Here is a 17451-nt window from a genome sequence, read left to right as displayed (position 1 = left end):
AATAACTGAATGGAATATTATTGGCACTTATTTACCATGACATGAACAGGTTTGCCTTTTCCTTCAAACTGAAGACTCCATACATATTTACCATCTTCTTTAATATCAACCGAAGTATCCGTACCGTAACCACCAAATGTTAATGGTGTTAATTCACCAACGTTCATTCTATTACCTTTTGCGGTAAATTGTGGGAACCACAACTCGGTCGCGTACTGCATTTTGTAGGAGCCTACTTTTTCTTGAACCACGGCTTGGTAGAAATTATTCCCTTTGTAGGTGTATTGACGCTGAGGCACGTGTTTCCAATCGGAATCCGCAAACGTACCCACCACAAATAGTGGTTTAGAAATAGGTCCTTTCGCTGTGCTATCTGGGTTGTCACACGCTTTCATGAAAGCAACCACTTCGTCTTGAGACATATTAACAACAGGCTCTGCGGCCGCTTCTGGTTCTGCAGTCGATTGACAACCCACTAAGGCAACAAGTAGAGCAGCAGCAAGAGAGGTCTTCATCATGTTCATTTCACGTAATTCCTTTTTAGTATATCCAAAGCAAAATAAACTCAACGGTTAAAAGAAATATTAATCGTTATTAAAATGGAAATATCAAACGCCAAATAAATATCGTCAGATTGTGAATTTAAATCACTTCGAGAAGTTTGTTTATTTCCTAAGTACAAAAAATAAATTAGGGAACTGCCATTAATTATTGATCCAACCTATATAAAAAACAAAGTAATAAAAATAATTATGTGAATAAGGTAACTCTATGTAGGGGTGTTTTTATTAGTTTATTTTCTATGAAAAAGGTCAGCGAAATGCTGACCTTTTTTTATCTGATTATTTTCTATTTACGGCTTTCACAAAAACTTGTTGTGCACCTTCAATACCTAGCTCTTTTGCTTCATCAAGCAAAGTGAGCGCTTTCGGAATATCATTCGCTGCGACTGCCGCTTCAATTGAGCTGTAGTAGTAGCTAGTAAGGTCCGTACCTTGGGGAATGTTGTCGTTTTTCGCAACAATCTTAGTATTCACAATATCATTCGCGGATACCGAAAAGCGGAACTGACCTAGTGGGCTATGTTTCGCTAGAGGGTCTGCAATATCTGGCGGCTGAGTGTGACGCGCCATGGCGAAGGCTTTTGCTGGGTGTAAAACTTGTGTACTTCCTTTTAGATCGGCGGAAGTCGTGTAAACCAACACATGCAGATCGTTACCTGTCATGTCTGGAATCACATTGAGATCAAGTACGAATTTATCATTGTCCAACAGTTTTGCTGGTTCGTACTTAAACTTTGAAAAATCTGCTTGGTAAATGGTTTCTCCTGCCGAGTTCATCACTGCGACATTAGGAGCATAAAATTGAAGTTCTTTACTTACGAATGTCTCTAATTTGATATCGAGACTGCCACGGTTACCTGGAAGAGCAAACGCTGCAATAGCGCCAGCACTGTTACCATCCAACAACATTTGGCTTTTATCAGTCAAAGCGAATTCAGTAACCACAGGCACGTTAAGCGGTACCCATTGAATATCACCCGATTGCGTGATCACTTGTTGCTGACCTTTTGGACTCATCTCTACTTGTTCTACAGACGCACAACCAGTAGCCAACATGCCCAGCAGTACGGGAGCAAGCCATTTTTTCATTACTGTCTACCTCGACTCTTTATTGTTTTTTAAATAAATACAGCCAGATAAGTTCTGGCTGTATCATTCTAGGACAATTTAGGACTTAGTGGTTAGATGATTACCACCAAGCTTCAGCTTGTACACCGAACTGGAACGTATCGTCTGAACGACCGTTGTCAAATGTGTTTGAGTTGTCTTCTTTGTCAGCCGTTAGGTAAGAAGCGTAAACACGGATTTCAGGACGAGCCCAGAAGCTAGAGCCAGCAGACCATGCTTGAGCAACAGTTAGCTTACCGTATTTGTTTTCTTCGCCGTCGTTATCGTCGATAGCGTAACCAGCTTCGAAAATAGTTTTGTGGTTGTCATCCCATTTGTACATTGGACGAACAACAACAGACATTGTTTCCCACTTGTCTTGGCCAGCCCACATGTCTTCACCAACACCGTACACTAACTGGTGACCCATTTCCCAGCTGTCGCCCATGCCGATTACACCCCAGTTGATTAGGCGGTAACCAGATGCACCGTTGTCAGCTTCTGCGCCGTACCAGCTGCCGTCGCCGTAGAATGCCATTGTTTTAGAGTAACCTTCAGTACCGTACTGAAGCACTGTTTTGTTGAAACCAGCGTCTAGACCTTGAGTCAATTCTGCTGTGAACATTACGCCGTTTTTCGCATCTTTAGTGCCGTTTGGCGCAGCGTCAGTTTCGTTAAGAATTGCGTAGTTCAAGCCCATTTCTAGAGAACCGTTGTCCCATAGAGGAAGACCTGCGTAACGTACGTCTAGAGTGTTTACGTTTGTTGCGCCACCATCGTTGCCTGGGTCAGCGATATCGCCGCGGTCGTTACGAACCCAAGCGAAAGAAACTTTACCAGGACCAGCTTCGATACCTTCAACACCAGCGCCCGCGCCAGAGATGTTCCAGTAGTAGAAGTCAGAGATATGAATGTCGTGACGTTGGTAGTAGCGTTTACCTGCCCAAAGCGTTGCTTCAGGAGCAAAGTTTAGTAGGCCTTTAGCTTGAACGTTGAACTGACGTAGTGCGAATTGTGCATCGTCTACACATTTCACTTCGCCGTTATCCAAACCACAGTTAGCAGAAGTGCTTTCCCAGTCGTTTGAACCGTTAGAAGTCATTGCAACCATAGAGTCTACGTAGAACGTTTTGCCGTTGTTGTTGTAAACTTCTTTACCTAGTTGAATCTCGCCGTAGATATCGCTTTCATTACCTAGACGACCGATCTTGTTCTTTTCGAATGTTAATTGTTGACCACCGTCAGCGTTCACGCCAACGCCAGCACGCATGTAACCGTGGAAATCCACTGCGAATGCAGAACCAGCAGCTAAAGTTGCAGCTACAGCAGCAGCAATTGCACTTACTTTTTTCATTCTTAACTCCATTAAGGGTATTTATAATTCTGTCTTCCCTGCTCACTCTTTTAGGTGAATATAGGCAGTAAAAACACACCTAAAGAAAGAGAGGTAAGATGGGAACGAATCCCCGTTTGTTTCAACAGTTGTGAGATTACCCGAGGCGTACAAGGATGACTTCCTCCGCCCTAAACTAATTTAAGGGGGATGAGAAGGGAGTAGAAAATTTACCGAATGGTGTTTTTTCGAGTCAGATCACCAATCTAGGGAGGAATTAGTAAGTTTGTTCGGTTTTGAGCCGCTACAAAGTGATAGCCATTTCATATTTTTGACTCTAAGCCGTCACATAAAGTAATTAAATTACACGAATATTTTTATATTTAGGGTGGTTGACCTTAGTAAGACAAAGTTTTTAACTTATAGTTTCCTAAAGGTAGCAATAAATATTAAATAAAGTATCTCCGATGACACGACTTCTCTCTCGCCCCTACCCCCTGGGCGCAACATTGAATAAAGAAGGCTGTAACTTCTCTATTCATGCTCCAGGCGTAAAAGACATTCAACTGGCATTGTTTGCAGACGATGGCAGCTACGAGCTTCACGGTTTACCGAATGAATACGCTGGCATACGTCATACTTTTATTCCAGATATTAAGCCGGGGCAAAAATACGGTTACCTTGTCTCCCACAAGGAAGAGCCACTGTTAATTTCTGATCCGTACGCAAAATCAATAGATAAAGCCCTCCACTATCACCCTCCGTACTCTCCAGCCAAAAGTTTCGATATGCCGAAGTGCGTCGTTATCGAAGATGATTTTGACTGGCAAAACACGGATCACCCGCGTATACCCAGAGAAGAGATGGTGTTGTTTGAGACGCACGTCAAAGGGATTACCCAACGCCACCCAGAGGTTGAGGACAAGCTGAGGGGGCGCTATTTAGGTCTTGCATCACCTGAAATGCTGGCCTTTTACAAACAACAAAACATCAACACGCTGCAATTGCTACCTGTCGCAGCATGCATGCATGAGCCTCACCTACTAGAGATGGAAAAGGTCAATTATTGGGGATACAACCCTTATCTCTTTATGGTGCCCGATCCGCGCTACGCAGAACAAGACGCCGTTACGGAATTAAAAACAACAATTCGCGAATTGCATAAAAACGGTATCGAAGTGATTCTCGACGTGGTTTACAACCACACTGCTGAAGGTGGTGAAGGGCCTACAATTTTCAACCTGAAGGCCCTCGATTCCTGTTTTTACATCAAACATGGCAACCACTTCGCCAATTACACTGGCTGCGGAAATACAGTGGATCTCACCTACCAACCAGCCTTAAACCTTGTGATGGATACATTGCGCTACTGGGTTAGCGAATTTAAAGTCGATGGCTTCCGTTTTGACTTGGCTGCAACGTTAGGTCGACAGGGCGATGATTACAACCCAGAAGCAGCTTTCTTTAAAGCCGTTGCGCAAGACCCAATTTTGCGTGAAACCAAATTGATTGCCGAACCTTGGGATATTGGTCCAAATGGCTACCAAGTGGGTAACTTTCCATTTGGTTGGAACGAATGTAATGACAAACTGCGTGATATTTCCCGCAGTTTTTGGCGCGGTGATCAAGGCTATTTAAAAGAGTTTGCCACTCGATTAATGGGCTCTCGTGACATTTATAGTGCAGCGAACTGGCCATACAAACTCACCGTAAATTACATCACTTATCACGATGGCTTCACACTGCAAGATTTAGTGTCTTACAAGCACAAACATAACGAAGCCAATGGCGAAGAAAATCGCGACGGTCACGGTGACAATCGTTCAGAAAACTACGGTGTTGAGGGCGAGACGGAAAATCTGATGATCATCGCCACGCGTGAGAAGCAAAAACGCAACCTTATTGCTAGCTTGCTGTTTGCCTTCGGTATCCCACACATTCTCACTGCTGATGTTCTGTCTCACACCCAAGGCGGTAACAATAATGCCTATTGCCAAGACAACGAAACCAGTTGGCTGAACTGGGAAGAGACAGAACGTAAGCAACATTTCAAAGCATGGATGTCACAAATGGTCGCCAACCGAAATCAATACATGGTGCCATTTATCCGAGCTTTCAGTGGCGAAAACCGCAATAACAACCGTATTTTCTGGCGCCGTACAGACGGTCGCTTAATGGAGCACGATGATTGGAACCGTTTAAGCTCCGTCGCACTTCACCTTGGTATCGGTAAAGAAGGGCAAGAGCTGGTCTACCTCATCAACCAAACTAACGCCACAGCGCGCTTTAAGCTCCCCAATGAGCGAAAGCAAGAATGGGTGACGATCTGTGATACAAACGTACGTAATCTCAACCCAGGACATGCTGAAGGCGAAGTCTTGCTGTCACCCACCTCGATGGTGATTTTGCACTATCAACCAAACCAAAGCACACCAAAAGGTGAGCAAACGCATAGCTAAGTTGTAAACGCTCCAAAAAAGGAAAGCCGATGCATCTCAGTGCTTCGGCTTTTTCGTTGGTTAGATGTGCCTAACTCATTATTCGCAAGGCGGCGCTAGGTGAATCAAAGCTAACCCACCCAGTGACGTCTCGCGGTATTTCTTGTTCATGTCCTTGCCCGTTTGGTACATGGTTTCAATCACCTTATCCAACGAGATCAAACATTTACTATTACGTTTTAATGCCATGCGAGAAGCATTGATCGCTTTCATTGCACCCATTGCATTACGCTCAATACACGGTACTTGCACTAAGCCACCAATCGGGTCACACGTCATGCCTAGTGAGTGCTCCATGGCGATCTCGGCCGCAATACAAATTTGCTCATTGCTGCCACCACGCAGCGCGGTCAAGCCAGCTGCCGCCATGGAAGAAGACACGCCAACTTCGCCTTGACAACCCACTTCGGCACCCGAGATAGACGCATTGGTTTTGTACAAGATGCCAATCGCACCGGAGACAGCAAGAAAGTCTTTAAGCTGTTTAGTATCAAGCTCTTTGATGAAGCGATGGTAGTACATCAATACTGCCGGAATCACACCCGCCGCACCATTAGTTGGTGATGTTACCACTTGTCCACCAGCCGCGTTTTCTTCACTCACAGCAAAAGCAAACAGGTTAATCCAATCCATGATTTCCATCGGATCGTTTTCGATTGCTTCATTTGCTTCAAGCTTCTTCAGCAAGTTAGGCGCACGGCGGGTCACGTTCAAGCCGCCATCCAAAATACCTTCTGTTTCGAAACCACGCTCCATGCAACGCGTCATCACACGCCAGATCTGTTCTGCACGTTGATTGATGGCTTCCATATCCTGAAACGCTTGTTCGTTTTTCAGAATCATGCCACCGAGGCTCATGCCGTTCTTCTCTGCTTGTGCCAACATTTCGTCTGCACTGGAGAATGGAAACTCAACTTCTACGGGTGAAGTCGCGCTGCCATTTTGCAGTTCATCCGCCGTTGCGATGAAACCGCCACCGATAGAGTAGTAAGTTTCAAACCCAACCTGATTGCCGTGCGCATCTAAGGCAGTAATCGTCATGCCATTCTCATGCAGAGGAAGGTTCTCTTCGTGGAACAACATGTCCGTTTTGTAGTTGAATTCGATTTCATGACGGCCATCGACAGACATCATGCCCTCTTCAATCGCCTTGCGCATCGCTTTGTTCGCAGAAGCGATTTTGATGGTATCTGGCTTATTACCCAACAGACCCAAAATCGTTGCACGGTCAGTATGGTGACCAATCCCCGTTAACGAAAGTGAGCCGTATAAATCGACTTGAATACGAACCACTTTTGCCAAGTTCGATTCAATCAAACGAGTGAAGTGGTAACCCGCGATCATTGGACCATTGGTGTGAGAGCTAGAAGGGCCCACACCAATCTTGTAAATATCAAAGATGGACAGCATAAACTTACCTATTACGACAATGCAGCATAAAGCCAATCAGGGAGAACCATACAAGCAGCGATGGTCGCCACAGCGAACACCAACAACCCGTAATGGCTTGCGGTTGGCTTTGCAAAAAGATGTTTTTGATTATTGATAAAGATTTGTTGCTCGGCAGTCACAGCGCCCCAACGACGGCTTACTAACACACCAAACAAAAGGAAGACGAACGTACCAATTGGCGCGAACCACGGCCAAGCCACGTCGAGATACATCGCAGTAAACACCGCAATCACACTCATGATACTGCCAACGATCACGCCTTTCTCATTGGCTTTTGCCCAGAATAAGCCAAGCACGAATGAACCAAGACGGATACCAACAAAGATGGAAGTCAAGCTAGCGATGGTTTTGAGTACCGATTCATTCGATACCGCCAGTAGAGCTGGCACTACCACCATAGCCGCAGCAAGCAAACTCATCTTTCTTGCGACTTTTTCGTAGTGCCCATCATCGGCACTCTTGCGAACGAAACGCTTGTAGATATCGAACGTCGCGACGGTCGCCATCGAGTTGTAGGTCGAGTCCAGCGTCGACATTGCGGCCGCCGCCAATGCGGAAATGATCAAACCAACGACGATTGGGTTAGTGTGGTTGAAGACGAAATCCAAAATCACTTCGTTGCTGTTTTCAAACGATTGATCTTGATAGAAAACACTCAAAAGAACACCGAGTACCGCGAAGAATAAGTACACAAAAAATGCACCGTAACCACACAACAGCATCGACTTCTGCGCCGTCTTTTCACATCTCGTCGCTAACGTGCGTTGGATGATCAATTGGTTGGTGCCGTACACACTCAAATGCAAAAAGCTCACGGCAACCACGCCAGCCCAGAGTGTGGTATCTACGCCTAAATCAAAGTCTAAGTTGATGATATTCAGGTGATTACGAGAAAGGTAATCTGCCGCATTAATCTCTGTCATTAGAATGGCAAAGATAGCGATACTGCCCGCCACCAATACTGCAGATTGCAACATATCGGTCCAGATAACCGTGGAAATTCCGCCCGCATAGGTATAGCAAGCGGTGAAAATACTGATGTAGATAATGGCTTCAGAAATACTGATAGGCAGAACTTGCACTAAGATCAGCGCCACAGCATACAAAATCACACCCGCAGATATACATTGAACCACAATGAACACAATCGAGTTGATGGTTCTTGCATACACCCCAAAGCGGTGCTCAAGATATTCATAAATCGAAGTCAAGCCCAGCTTATAAAAGACTGGCACAAAGAAAATGACGGTGAAAAAAATAACGATGGGATAGTTAAGGTGAATACTCATCGCTTCCATCCCAGAGCTATAAACCCAACCTGGCATCCCTACAAACGTCATCGCACTAATGTAAGTCGCAAGTATCGAAACACCTGCCGTAAACCAGCCAAATTGCTTTCCACCCGTAGAAAAGTCGCCACCATTGCTGTAGCGCTTATTCACTAAATAGCTGATTAATATGGTGATTAACACGTATAACGCAATCACCACAAAACTTGAGTACGTAACCATTTCAGGGTTTCCATAATTCTGGGTGCTAATTATTTGTGCTTGGATATTACTTTAAAAAAGCATATCTAAACGATAATCCCGCCATAACTGTGACTATAATCACCAATATAGACGGTTATATATTCAAAAATGCCAAAAAGACCGATTTAATGAGACTCCCATCACTAAAAACCACTAATTGGGTACGCATTCATTTTAAAATTGATATTGATCACGGATCTAATAACCTTAAAAAAACTATGATTCACCACGACACGAAATCGAAGATGATCCCAATAAGATCGTGTTCTTTAAGTTTGAATAGCAACAAATCCTAAGTGAAATAGAGGTTTATCGGTCATGAATGCCAAAAGACACATGAGCGAAGTTCCTATGATTCAAAGGGTAGCTGCCTATCTAGCGATACTGGTTGGTTACTTTTTCTATTGTTATAACTTTGTAATTATTGACTACGTACGCCCATACATCGTTGAAGCGTATGATGGTATTAGCCTGTCAGACACTGCCCAGTTCTATACATGGCAGTCGGTTGGTGCACTCATCGGTGCATTGAGCTGTGCTTGGTTCGCAACAAAATTTGGTAAGAAATCCACTCTTATTACCATCACAGCCCTAAACGGTGGCGCTACGATCATCAATATGATGTTCACCGACTACACAACATGGGCAGCAATGCGTTTCATCATTGGTTTGTCACTGGGTGGTTACTTCACCGTGGCAGTAAGCTTGATGATAGGCCTATTTACGCCAACGGTACGTGGTAAGTTGACGGCATTCGCGTCTTCTATGTTCTCTGTAGCACTGATGGTAATGGGTGCGTATGCAGCGTTTATTGCAAGCATCGATGCACCATGGGAAAGCCTAATGCTTGTTGGTGGTATCCCACCATTGGCAGCCGCTGTGGTCATGATCTTTGTACTACCTAGCGACAGCAAAGTAATTGCTTACGGTGAAGAAGAGCAAGCAAAGGCAGAAGAATCAAATGCACCAGCGAAAAAAGGCTCTTGGGGCGAAATGTTAAGTAAGCCTTACCGTAAGATCACTCTAACGTGTCTATTGCTGGCTGGCCTTAACTTCTACGGTTTCCAATTCTTTGGTGGCTTCGTAACCACTTACCTACGTGATGTGCGTATGTTCGACGGTGCAACCATCGGTCTCATCTTCTCTATCTCAGCGTTTGGTTCACTGTTTGGTGCGTGGTTCTGGGGTTGGGTAGCTGACAAATTCGGTCGTAAGGTGAACGCATTTGGCTTCATCCTAGCGGGCATCATGGTTTCAATCTTCTTTGTTGCACCTGGCGACATGGTGATTGGCGGCCTAAACATGCTGGCTCTACTAGGTCTGATTTACAACTTCGGCCTGTCTTCTTCAGCGGTATGGGGTGGTTACTTCTCAGAACTGTTCCCAGCACACCTACGTAGCTACGGCGCGGCGCTATTCCACGGCGGTCGTATCCTGGGTATGTGGGCACCAATGGTACTTATCTTCATCCAAGAGCGTACCGACCTACAAACCGCAATGTGGGGTTCACCAATCGTATGGATCCTTGCTGGTCTTCTATGGCTATCACTGCCAGAGACACTAAAAGGCGGCGTGTTCGATAAGAGCAAAAAAGCCGAAGCAGCAAAAGCGTAACTGAATTTCAAAAACTCCGGCTCGCTCCCCGGTCGGATGAAAAAACTTAATTTCGAGTCCTGTTCCCAAAGCCGACTCGACAGCAAATAAGAGAGTTTATTATGTCTAAATATCAAGAAGCGAAACGCGTTGTACGTGAATACTTCAGCGCAATGGAAAACGCAACTCACGAGAACGTGGCAGAAGTACTAAAAGCACACACTTCAGAAGATTACCTATGGCGTGGTGTTTACCCATTCCGTGAGCAACAAGGCGCTCAAGCAGCGGCTGACGTTTTCTGGGCTCCTTTGATGAAATCAATGACTCGCATGCAGCGTCGTCAAGACATCTTCATCGGTGGTGAGAACGAAGTAACATCAGGTGAAATCTGGGTAATGAGCATGGGTCACTTCATGGGTCTATTCGACGCTGAATACCTAGGCATGCGCCCAACTGGCAAAATCATGAACATCCGTTACGCAGAATTTAACTGTGTTGAAAACGGCAAGATCACTAAGACTGGCCTATTCCTAGACCTTCTAGGCGCGATGGACCAAGCGGGTTGTTACCCACTACCACCATCAACAGGTAAGCACTTCGTATACCCTGGCCCTCGTAACCACGACGGTCTACTGTTCGAAGACGCAGCACCAGAAGAAGGCGTAGCGACACTAGCACTAGTGAACAAGATGGTTGATGACCTATCTGCACTAAACGACAGTGGCGCTATGGGTTGCCCACCAGAAGTTCTTGAGAAGAGCTGGTCTAAAGACATGATCTGGTACGGTCCATGTGGTATCGGTGCGTCTTACACAATCCCTCGTTACCAACAGCAGCACCAATTGCCGTTCCGTAACAACCTGAAAGACAAGAAGTTTAACGGCCACGTATGTCGTTTCGCAGAAGGTAACTTCTCTTGTTTCTTCGGCTGGCCAAACCTATCTAACACGCCTATCGGTGGTTTCCTAGGTATGACAGGTGGTGAAGTACGTGCAGACATGCAAGTGGTTGATGTTTACTACCGTGACGGCGACAAGCTATCTGAGAACTGGGTACTGATCGACCTTCCTTACTGGCTAAAACAGCAAGGTCTAGACGTGTTCGAGCGTACTCAGCAGATCCTAAACCCTTCTCTATAAGAAGTCCTAGGGGCGGATTGTCAACCCGCCTTTATGTTGCCTGAATCCCCTCTCGGTTCAGGCGACATGCTCCCAACTCGTGCCTCAAGGATGGGGCACAACCTCAAGATAGAACCCTTATTCAAAACGGGCATGAACGCACGGTGGCTTTCTGCGCCCTGAATAATGAGATTGATGATGAAAAAGTCGACCCTTTCTGCAGTGATTTTAGCAGCGCTTACTTCTAGCTCAGCCTTTGCTGCACACACTTTTGTTAATGACGCTGGCGACAGCCTAACCATCGATGGCCGTTTCGATCTTCGCTACCAAGACCGTGGCGGTGATGACAATGGCGAATGGAACAGCGGCAGCTCACGTTTCGGTTTGAAAGGCCAAATGGGTCTGGATAACGGCTGGACTGGTTTCGGTCACGCGGAATGGGGCTACAACTCTGGCGCGAACGGCGACAACATTTACGACCGCTTGCTATACACAGGTGTGGAACATGACAAATACGGCAAGATTGCTGCAGGTACTAAGCAGTGGTCTACCTTCTACGACGTAGCATGGTACACCGATTTAGGTCGTGTATTCGGTACTCGTGGCTCAGGTGTTTACAACCTAGCTGACTGGGGTATCGCATCCGGTGCTGGTCGTGCAGAAAACTCAATCACGTACCGTAATTCAATCAATGAAAAAGTGAGCTACGGCTTTACTTACCAAACCACGCGTGAAGATGTTGCTCTAGCAAGCAATGCGACAGCCTCATTGAAAAACGGCATGGGTGCGTCTATCACTTACAAACCGGTTGATGGCGTAACACTTGGTGCGGCTTACCATCAAAATGAAGTTGCTGATTTAGACGCAAGCGTGGTTGGCGTAGAAAACGGCGACAACATGCGCATCATGCTATTGGGCGCAAACTACAGCAACGGTGGCTTCTACGCAGGTGCGACTTTCCACGTTGGCGAAAACTGGGAAGCAGTGAGCCAAGGCGGTACGGACGTAATGTTCGATACCCTAGGTGGCGAAATCTACACTTACTACCACTTCGATAACGGCCTACGCCCAACGTTGAACTACAACTACATGGAAGATCGCGGTGACGAGACACAAGGCTACGAGCGTAACTTGCTGATTCCTGGTCTTGAATACCACTTCCAGAAGAACAAATTCCTAGTTTGGACTGAATACCAGTTCGACCTAGGTAAAGATCAGTACGATGGCAGCAAATTCGAAAACCGTGATGATCAATTCGCGGCAGGTATTCGCTACTACTTCTGATAATACTCATCGCTCACCACCTATACCCAAGTAACCTTAAGGTGGTGAGTGATGAAGTTCTTATCAACACTAAGCAAAGTTATCTTGAAGCCAAGTAGTCATCACTTCACTAATAATTAAAGGCTGCTCAAGCGTAGATAGATGCCCACACTCAGGGATAACATGAAGCGTGACGTTTGGGATGCATCTCTCCATGAGCAGATGATTGTCTAGCGGACAAAGCTTATCTTCTTTACCTGTTATCACCAACGTAGGAGCTTGAATGTCCGCCAATAAAGGTCGAGCATCCGGGCGAGTTGCTAACGCTTTAGCATGTGCTTCAAATGCCTCCAAACCTACATTGATCGCCATGCCTTCTATACGCTCAGTTAACGCTTTGTCTTGCAAACGGGTTGGATGAATCAGCACTGGCATTAGAGTATCAGGCGTAATGCTTTCAAATTCACCACTTAACGCTCGACTAACCAGTGCGTCGCGCTTTTGTGTCACCTCTGGCTTTTCATCCGCCGCGTTGGTGTCCATTAGCACCAAACCTCTGACTCTATCTGGCGCTTGGCGGTACACCTCAAAGGCAAGAATCCCACCCATTGATAAGCCACCCAAGACAAACTCCTGCGGTGCGTCTTGCAACACTCTCTGCGCCAGCTGTTCCATTGACGGCAATGAAGCCAGCGTCGGGCATGAAGGCTCAACCCAACTTGGCAACGCTCGGTTGACTTCCTCAAACAATGTGCCATCACAAAGTAGTCCGGGTAGCCAAACTAACGAGGTGGGTTGTGTCATTTTATTCTCCTGCCAGCGGCTTTGGTTGATCAGACCCAAGAATGCAATACGTCAAACTATTACCACGCAAGTTCGTCAGTGAATAAGACGCACCTTCTGGAACATTCAGCACATCACCGCGTGTTAAAACAACATTAGCTTGTTCGCCTTGATGCGTGAGGACCACCTCTGTATCGCCATCAAAGTTGATAAGTACTTGTTTTTCTTCTCGGCAGTGTTGAGGAATCGAGCCACCTTCAGAAAGCTCATAAGCCATGATGCTCACTTCATCTTCACTCTTTACTTGGAAGTCATAACTCGCCAAAGGGTGACCCGTTAAGGCGTATTGTTTCACGTTGCTTCCGCTGAAATCGCCTTTGATTTCACGATAATCTTTTTGCAGAGCGACAAATGGCATCATCTCTTCTGCGGTGTAGGTATCGAAGGTCGCGAGCTCTTCTTCGGTAAGCAGCGGCATCAATTCTGATTCTTGTGGCACCGGGTCGCCATTAATGGTGTCCACGAGTGTGCCATCGGCTTTGAGGTATAAACCATAACCTTGACTGTCTTTAATAACGTTTGGATGCCAAATAACGCCGCCACCTGAATCGTCGCCGCCAAGTACCGAGAACATAAAGCCGTAATCGCGGCCAACCACTTCAAATCCACGGAAGAGATTGGTTGGAATCGAGATGACGTCACCGTGAGACAACACCGCCTCATGCTCTCCATCGTTCCCCCAATAAAAACGGAACTGACCTTTGAACACCAAGAAAAGCTCAGCGGTGCGATGAGAATGTAACGAATTTTTGATGCCCGGCGGTTGGCCTGCAGCACCAATATTAAAGCCCGCCGTATCGCGAATATGAACATGCTGACGACTGCTCTCTGCCACCCCTGCACCGATAATACAAAAGTTATCTTTGAGATCACTGCCTGGCGTGCGCGCATCAATAAACGCACTCGTACCCGGAATCAGTTCCATGTAGCGGACCAGGTTATTATTCATTTTAGATTGTAGAGTCATTGTAAATCCTTGTTGTCCTTGTTTGGACCTAGCCTTTGAATTGTTAGTTACAAGCCTAAAGTTAGTTACAGACCGAAAGTGTGTTACAGACCTAAAGGTCGCCCACCATCAACCGCGATGGTATTGCCTGTCGAGAAGGTCAAAACTTCTGCTGCGGCGTACACGGCTTGAGCGACTTCTTCGTCATTGGCTAAACGCTTAAGCGGTGTGGATTGTTCTTGTTGATTACGCCATGCGTCATCCAAGCCTTTGACAAACTCAGTGTCGACAAGCCCTGGAGCAACAGCCAGAACTCGAACCTCGGGAGACAGAGCGCGAGCTAAAGAACGGGTCATGTTCTCCGCGGCAGATTTACTTGCACAGTAAGCAATGTTGCTCCCCATCGCAGTCTGTGCCGCGATAGAAGTAATGTTAACCACACAACCATTGGCTTGCTTAAGCCAAGGCTCAAACGCTCGAACCATGGCAAAAGGCGCACGGACGTTCACTTGGAAAATTTGGTCAAACAGCTGGTCATCTAAACTTTGCAAATCAGAGTGCGCGACGAATTTCGTCATCCCCGCACAGTTGACCAACAAATCCAGCTTGTCGCTTATTTCACTGACTTGATGTTTAAGCTGTTCAATCGCACTAGAATCTGCCACGTTCAATTTGAATGCTAGATGCTCGTTACGTGGCAGCGAGGAAAGCACATCCTCGGCCGCTTTCTGATTACTGTTGTAAGTCAGAATTACGCGATATCCCGATTCAGCTAGCTTGCGACAAATGGCGGCACCCAGTCCGCCACTGCCGCCTGTGACTAAGGCAAGTTTCGACATATTACGCCTCTTCCACTTTGCCTTTGTAACGGCGCACACGAATATCCGCTTGCTCTTTGTGGCCAGCAAAACCTTCGAGTGCACACAAGCGAGAGCAGTACTCGCCGACTTTTAAGGATGCCGCTTCCGTCACACGCTGGTAAGTACAAGTCTTGATGAACTTCCCTACCCAAAGACCACCGGTATATCGTGCCGCTTTCTTCGTTGGCAGTGTATGGTTGGTACCAATACATTTGTCGCCGTAAGAAACGTTGGTTTCACGACCTAGGAATAAGGCACCGTAGTTGGTCATGTTATCTAGGAAGTATTTAGGATCTTCCGTCATCACTTGAACGTGTTCAGAAGCGATATCGTCTGCCACTTCCACCATTTCTTCGTAGCTATCGCATACGATCACTTGTCCGTAATCTGCCCACGCTTTACCCGCAACTTCCGCCGTTGGAAGAATAGTTAGCTGACGTTCAATCTCTTTGATAGTTTCTTTTGCAAATGTCTCGCTGTTGGTCAACAAGACAGCTGGGGAGTTGTAACCGTGCTCAGCCTGACCAAGCAAGTCTGCCGCTGCCAATTCCGGGTCACAGCCTTTCTCATCAGCAATGACCAAGGTTTCCGTTGGCCCTGCAAACAAATCGATACCAACGCGACCAAACAACTGACGTTTTGCCTCTGCTACAAATGCGTTACCCGGCCCTACAATCATATCGACTGGCGCAATAGTCTCCGTGCCCAATGCCATAGCTCCTACCGCCTGAACACCACCGAAGCAGTAGATTTCATCCGCACCCGCCATTGCCATCGCAGCGACAATCGCGACGTTCGGCTGGCCGTTAAACGGAGGCGCACAAGCAATAACACGTTTTACGCCCGCGACTTTCGCCGTCAGTACACTCATGTGAGCGGATGCAACCAATGGGTATTTACCGCCAGGGATGTAACAACCCACGCTGTTGACTGGAATATTTTTATGCCCCAGTACCACACCAGGCATGGTTTCTACTTCGACGTCTTTCATTGAGTCACGTTGAATTTGAGCAAAGTTTCGAACTTGTTGCTGAGCGAACTCGATATCATGACGAGTCGATTCATCAAGCGCATCCACACAGGCTTGGATTTGCTCTTCTGACAGGCGGAATTGCTCCGGCGACCAGTTATCAAACTTTTCAGACAACTCACGTACAGCGCTATCACCTTTCGATTCAATATCAGCAAGAATGCTTTCAACAATCTGACGCACTTTTGCGTCGTTTGATGCTGATGCTTCTTCAGTGATTCCGTTTTTTAAAATGCGTGCCATTGGTTTTCTCCTTGAACATTGAGGCTGACGAACGGTTATTTTTATGCTTTTGGATACGAATGCAAAATAAGATTAAACACTTAATTAACATTTGACAAGTTAAGTCAACAAACCACAAAAACCACCCTTAAGCCTTTGTATTAATTAGTTTAAACAAATAAAGGCAAGTAATAAGGACCTTGATTGAGTTTAATTTTTAATCAAAAATGAGTTTTAGATCACATCATTTTTACTCATCATTTACATTTCTCCGTGTTAGTTTTTGCATACCTTTGCAAAGGAGAGAATTATGAGAAATTTTAAGCAACGTCTGACTAAAGAAACGCTATTAGGTACATTTGTTAAAACCCCTCATCCTCACATTATCGAGGTATTGGCACTGGCAGAGTTGCCTTTTGTGGTACTGGATGCAGAGCACGCACCTTTCGGTCGTTCCTCGCTTGATCTGTGCATCATGGCGGCCAGAGCGAATGACCTCGCGTGCGTGGTACGAGTACAAGACAGCGCCCCTTCAACCATTTTGAACGCGCTTGACTGTGGCGCGGCGGGTGTACAAATTCCCCATGTTTGTACTGCTGAGCAAGCGACGCAACTGGCGAAAATCTGCCATTACGGCGAAGGTGGCCGAGGGTATGCTGGTTCCAGTCGAGCAGCGCAATACGCCACTAAGCCCATGGTTGAACACTTAAAAGACAGCCGTGCGAATACGATTGTCATTGCACAAATTGAAGACCCTCAAGGGGTCGAAAATGTTGAAGCGATTGCCAATGTTGAAGGAATTGATGCGCTCTTCATTGGCCAAGTTGATCTCACTGTCGCTTATGGTGCTGATAGCGTTCATGATGAGAAAGTCGCACAAGCAAGTATGCGAGTAATCGAAGCGGCCAGAGCCGCCAATAAACCTGTTGGCATGTTTGTCGCGACGGCTCAACAAGCTCGGGAATGGCGTGAACTCGGCGTTAGCTTCTTTTGTGTTGGCTCTGAACACAAAATGATCATTGATGGCTTCAAGCAAGAGAGAAATGTGATGAATTCTTGAGTTTTCTCTGATATTTACGCCTTATCAATGT

14 protein-coding genes are annotated in these 17451 nt (G+C 46.2%); 5 read left to right on the top strand and 9 right to left on the bottom strand.

The features are described 5' to 3' along the window. Window positions 1–17: 17 nt before the first annotated feature. The 3 genes from R7093_RS06375 to R7093_RS06365 form a co-directional block, all read right to left on the bottom strand. Window positions 18–524, bottom strand: coding sequence for a hypothetical protein (locus R7093_RS06375; RefSeq protein WP_005374788.1), 507 nt, complete (start codon window positions 522–524; stop codon window positions 18–20). 318 nt (window positions 525–842) lie between these two features. Then, window positions 843–1652 (bottom strand): MalM family protein, encoded by an 810-nt coding sequence (locus R7093_RS06370; RefSeq protein ID WP_005374786.1) that lies wholly within the window; start codon window positions 1650–1652, stop codon window positions 843–845. Window positions 1653–1752: 100 nt separating this feature from the next. Then, window positions 1753–3024, bottom strand: coding sequence for a maltoporin (locus R7093_RS06365; protein WP_005374784.1), 1272 nt, complete (start codon window positions 3022–3024; stop codon window positions 1753–1755). Window positions 3025–3470: 446 nt separating this feature from the next. Between R7093_RS06365 and glgX the strand changes: the two genes are divergently transcribed. After that, on the top strand, window positions 3471–5462 hold the full coding sequence (gene glgX, locus R7093_RS06360) for a glycogen debranching protein GlgX (RefSeq protein ID WP_047102416.1): 1992 nt from the start codon (window positions 3471–3473) through the stop codon (window positions 5460–5462). 78 nt (window positions 5463–5540) lie between these two features. Here glgX and R7093_RS06355 read toward each other — a convergent pair whose 3' ends face one another. Together R7093_RS06355 and R7093_RS06350 are read right to left on the bottom strand one after the other, a co-directional pair. Then, a complete protein-coding gene (locus R7093_RS06355; protein WP_017820113.1) occupies window positions 5541–6911 on the bottom strand; it encodes an L-serine ammonia-lyase in 1371 nt (456 codons plus the stop codon). A gap of 11 nt (window positions 6912–6922) precedes the next feature. Then, complete coding sequence (locus tag R7093_RS06350) at window positions 6923–8464, bottom strand: sodium:solute symporter (RefSeq protein ID WP_047102417.1); 1542 nt, start codon at window positions 8462–8464, stop codon at window positions 6923–6925. 339 nt (window positions 8465–8803) lie between these two features. Here R7093_RS06350 and R7093_RS06345 point away from each other — a divergent pair, with 339 nt between their 5' ends. From R7093_RS06345 to R7093_RS06335, 3 genes are all read left to right on the top strand, one after another. Further along, window positions 8804–10099, top strand: a complete 1296-nt coding sequence (locus R7093_RS06345; protein WP_017634479.1) for an MFS transporter — start codon at window positions 8804–8806, stop codon at window positions 10097–10099. Window positions 10100–10200: 101 nt separating this feature from the next. After that, window positions 10201–11217: a nuclear transport factor 2 family protein gene (locus R7093_RS06340; RefSeq protein ID WP_005374772.1), complete on the top strand. Its 1017-nt coding sequence runs from the start codon at window positions 10201–10203 to the stop codon at window positions 11215–11217. A 177-nt stretch (window positions 11218–11394) separates the two neighbouring features. Beyond that, entirely contained in the window at window positions 11395–12480 is a 1086-nt protein-coding gene (locus tag R7093_RS06335; RefSeq protein WP_047102418.1) for a porin, read from the top strand. 69 nt (window positions 12481–12549) lie between these two features. Here the strand turns inward: R7093_RS06335 and R7093_RS06330 are convergent, their stop codons facing one another. From R7093_RS06330 to hisD, 4 genes are all read right to left on the bottom strand, one after another. Beyond that, window positions 12550–13263, bottom strand: a complete 714-nt coding sequence (locus R7093_RS06330; protein WP_047102419.1) for an alpha/beta fold hydrolase — start codon at window positions 13261–13263, stop codon at window positions 12550–12552. A gap of 1 nt (window position 13264) precedes the next feature. Beyond that, window positions 13265–14269, bottom strand: coding sequence for a cupin (locus R7093_RS06325; protein WP_017634482.1), 1005 nt, complete (start codon window positions 14267–14269; stop codon window positions 13265–13267). An 83-nt stretch (window positions 14270–14352) separates the two neighbouring features. Continuing rightward, window positions 14353–15087, bottom strand: coding sequence for an SDR family NAD(P)-dependent oxidoreductase (locus tag R7093_RS06320; protein WP_047102420.1), 735 nt, complete (start codon window positions 15085–15087; stop codon window positions 14353–14355). A gap of 1 nt (window position 15088) precedes the next feature. After that, window positions 15089–16381: a histidinol dehydrogenase gene (gene hisD, locus R7093_RS06315; protein WP_047102421.1), complete on the bottom strand. Its 1293-nt coding sequence runs from the start codon at window positions 16379–16381 to the stop codon at window positions 15089–15091. 289 nt (window positions 16382–16670) lie between these two features. On the opposite strand from hisD, the gene R7093_RS06310 reads away from it, so the two are divergent. Next, window positions 16671–17420: an HpcH/HpaI aldolase family protein gene (locus R7093_RS06310; protein WP_047102422.1), complete on the top strand. Its 750-nt coding sequence runs from the start codon at window positions 16671–16673 to the stop codon at window positions 17418–17420. Window positions 17421–17451 lie beyond the last annotated feature (31 nt).

This window comes from Vibrio sp. 1580 (genome assembly GCF_033340055.1).
Note: the sequence above shows the minus strand (reverse complement) of the source record. Positions and strands in the feature narration are given on the sequence as shown.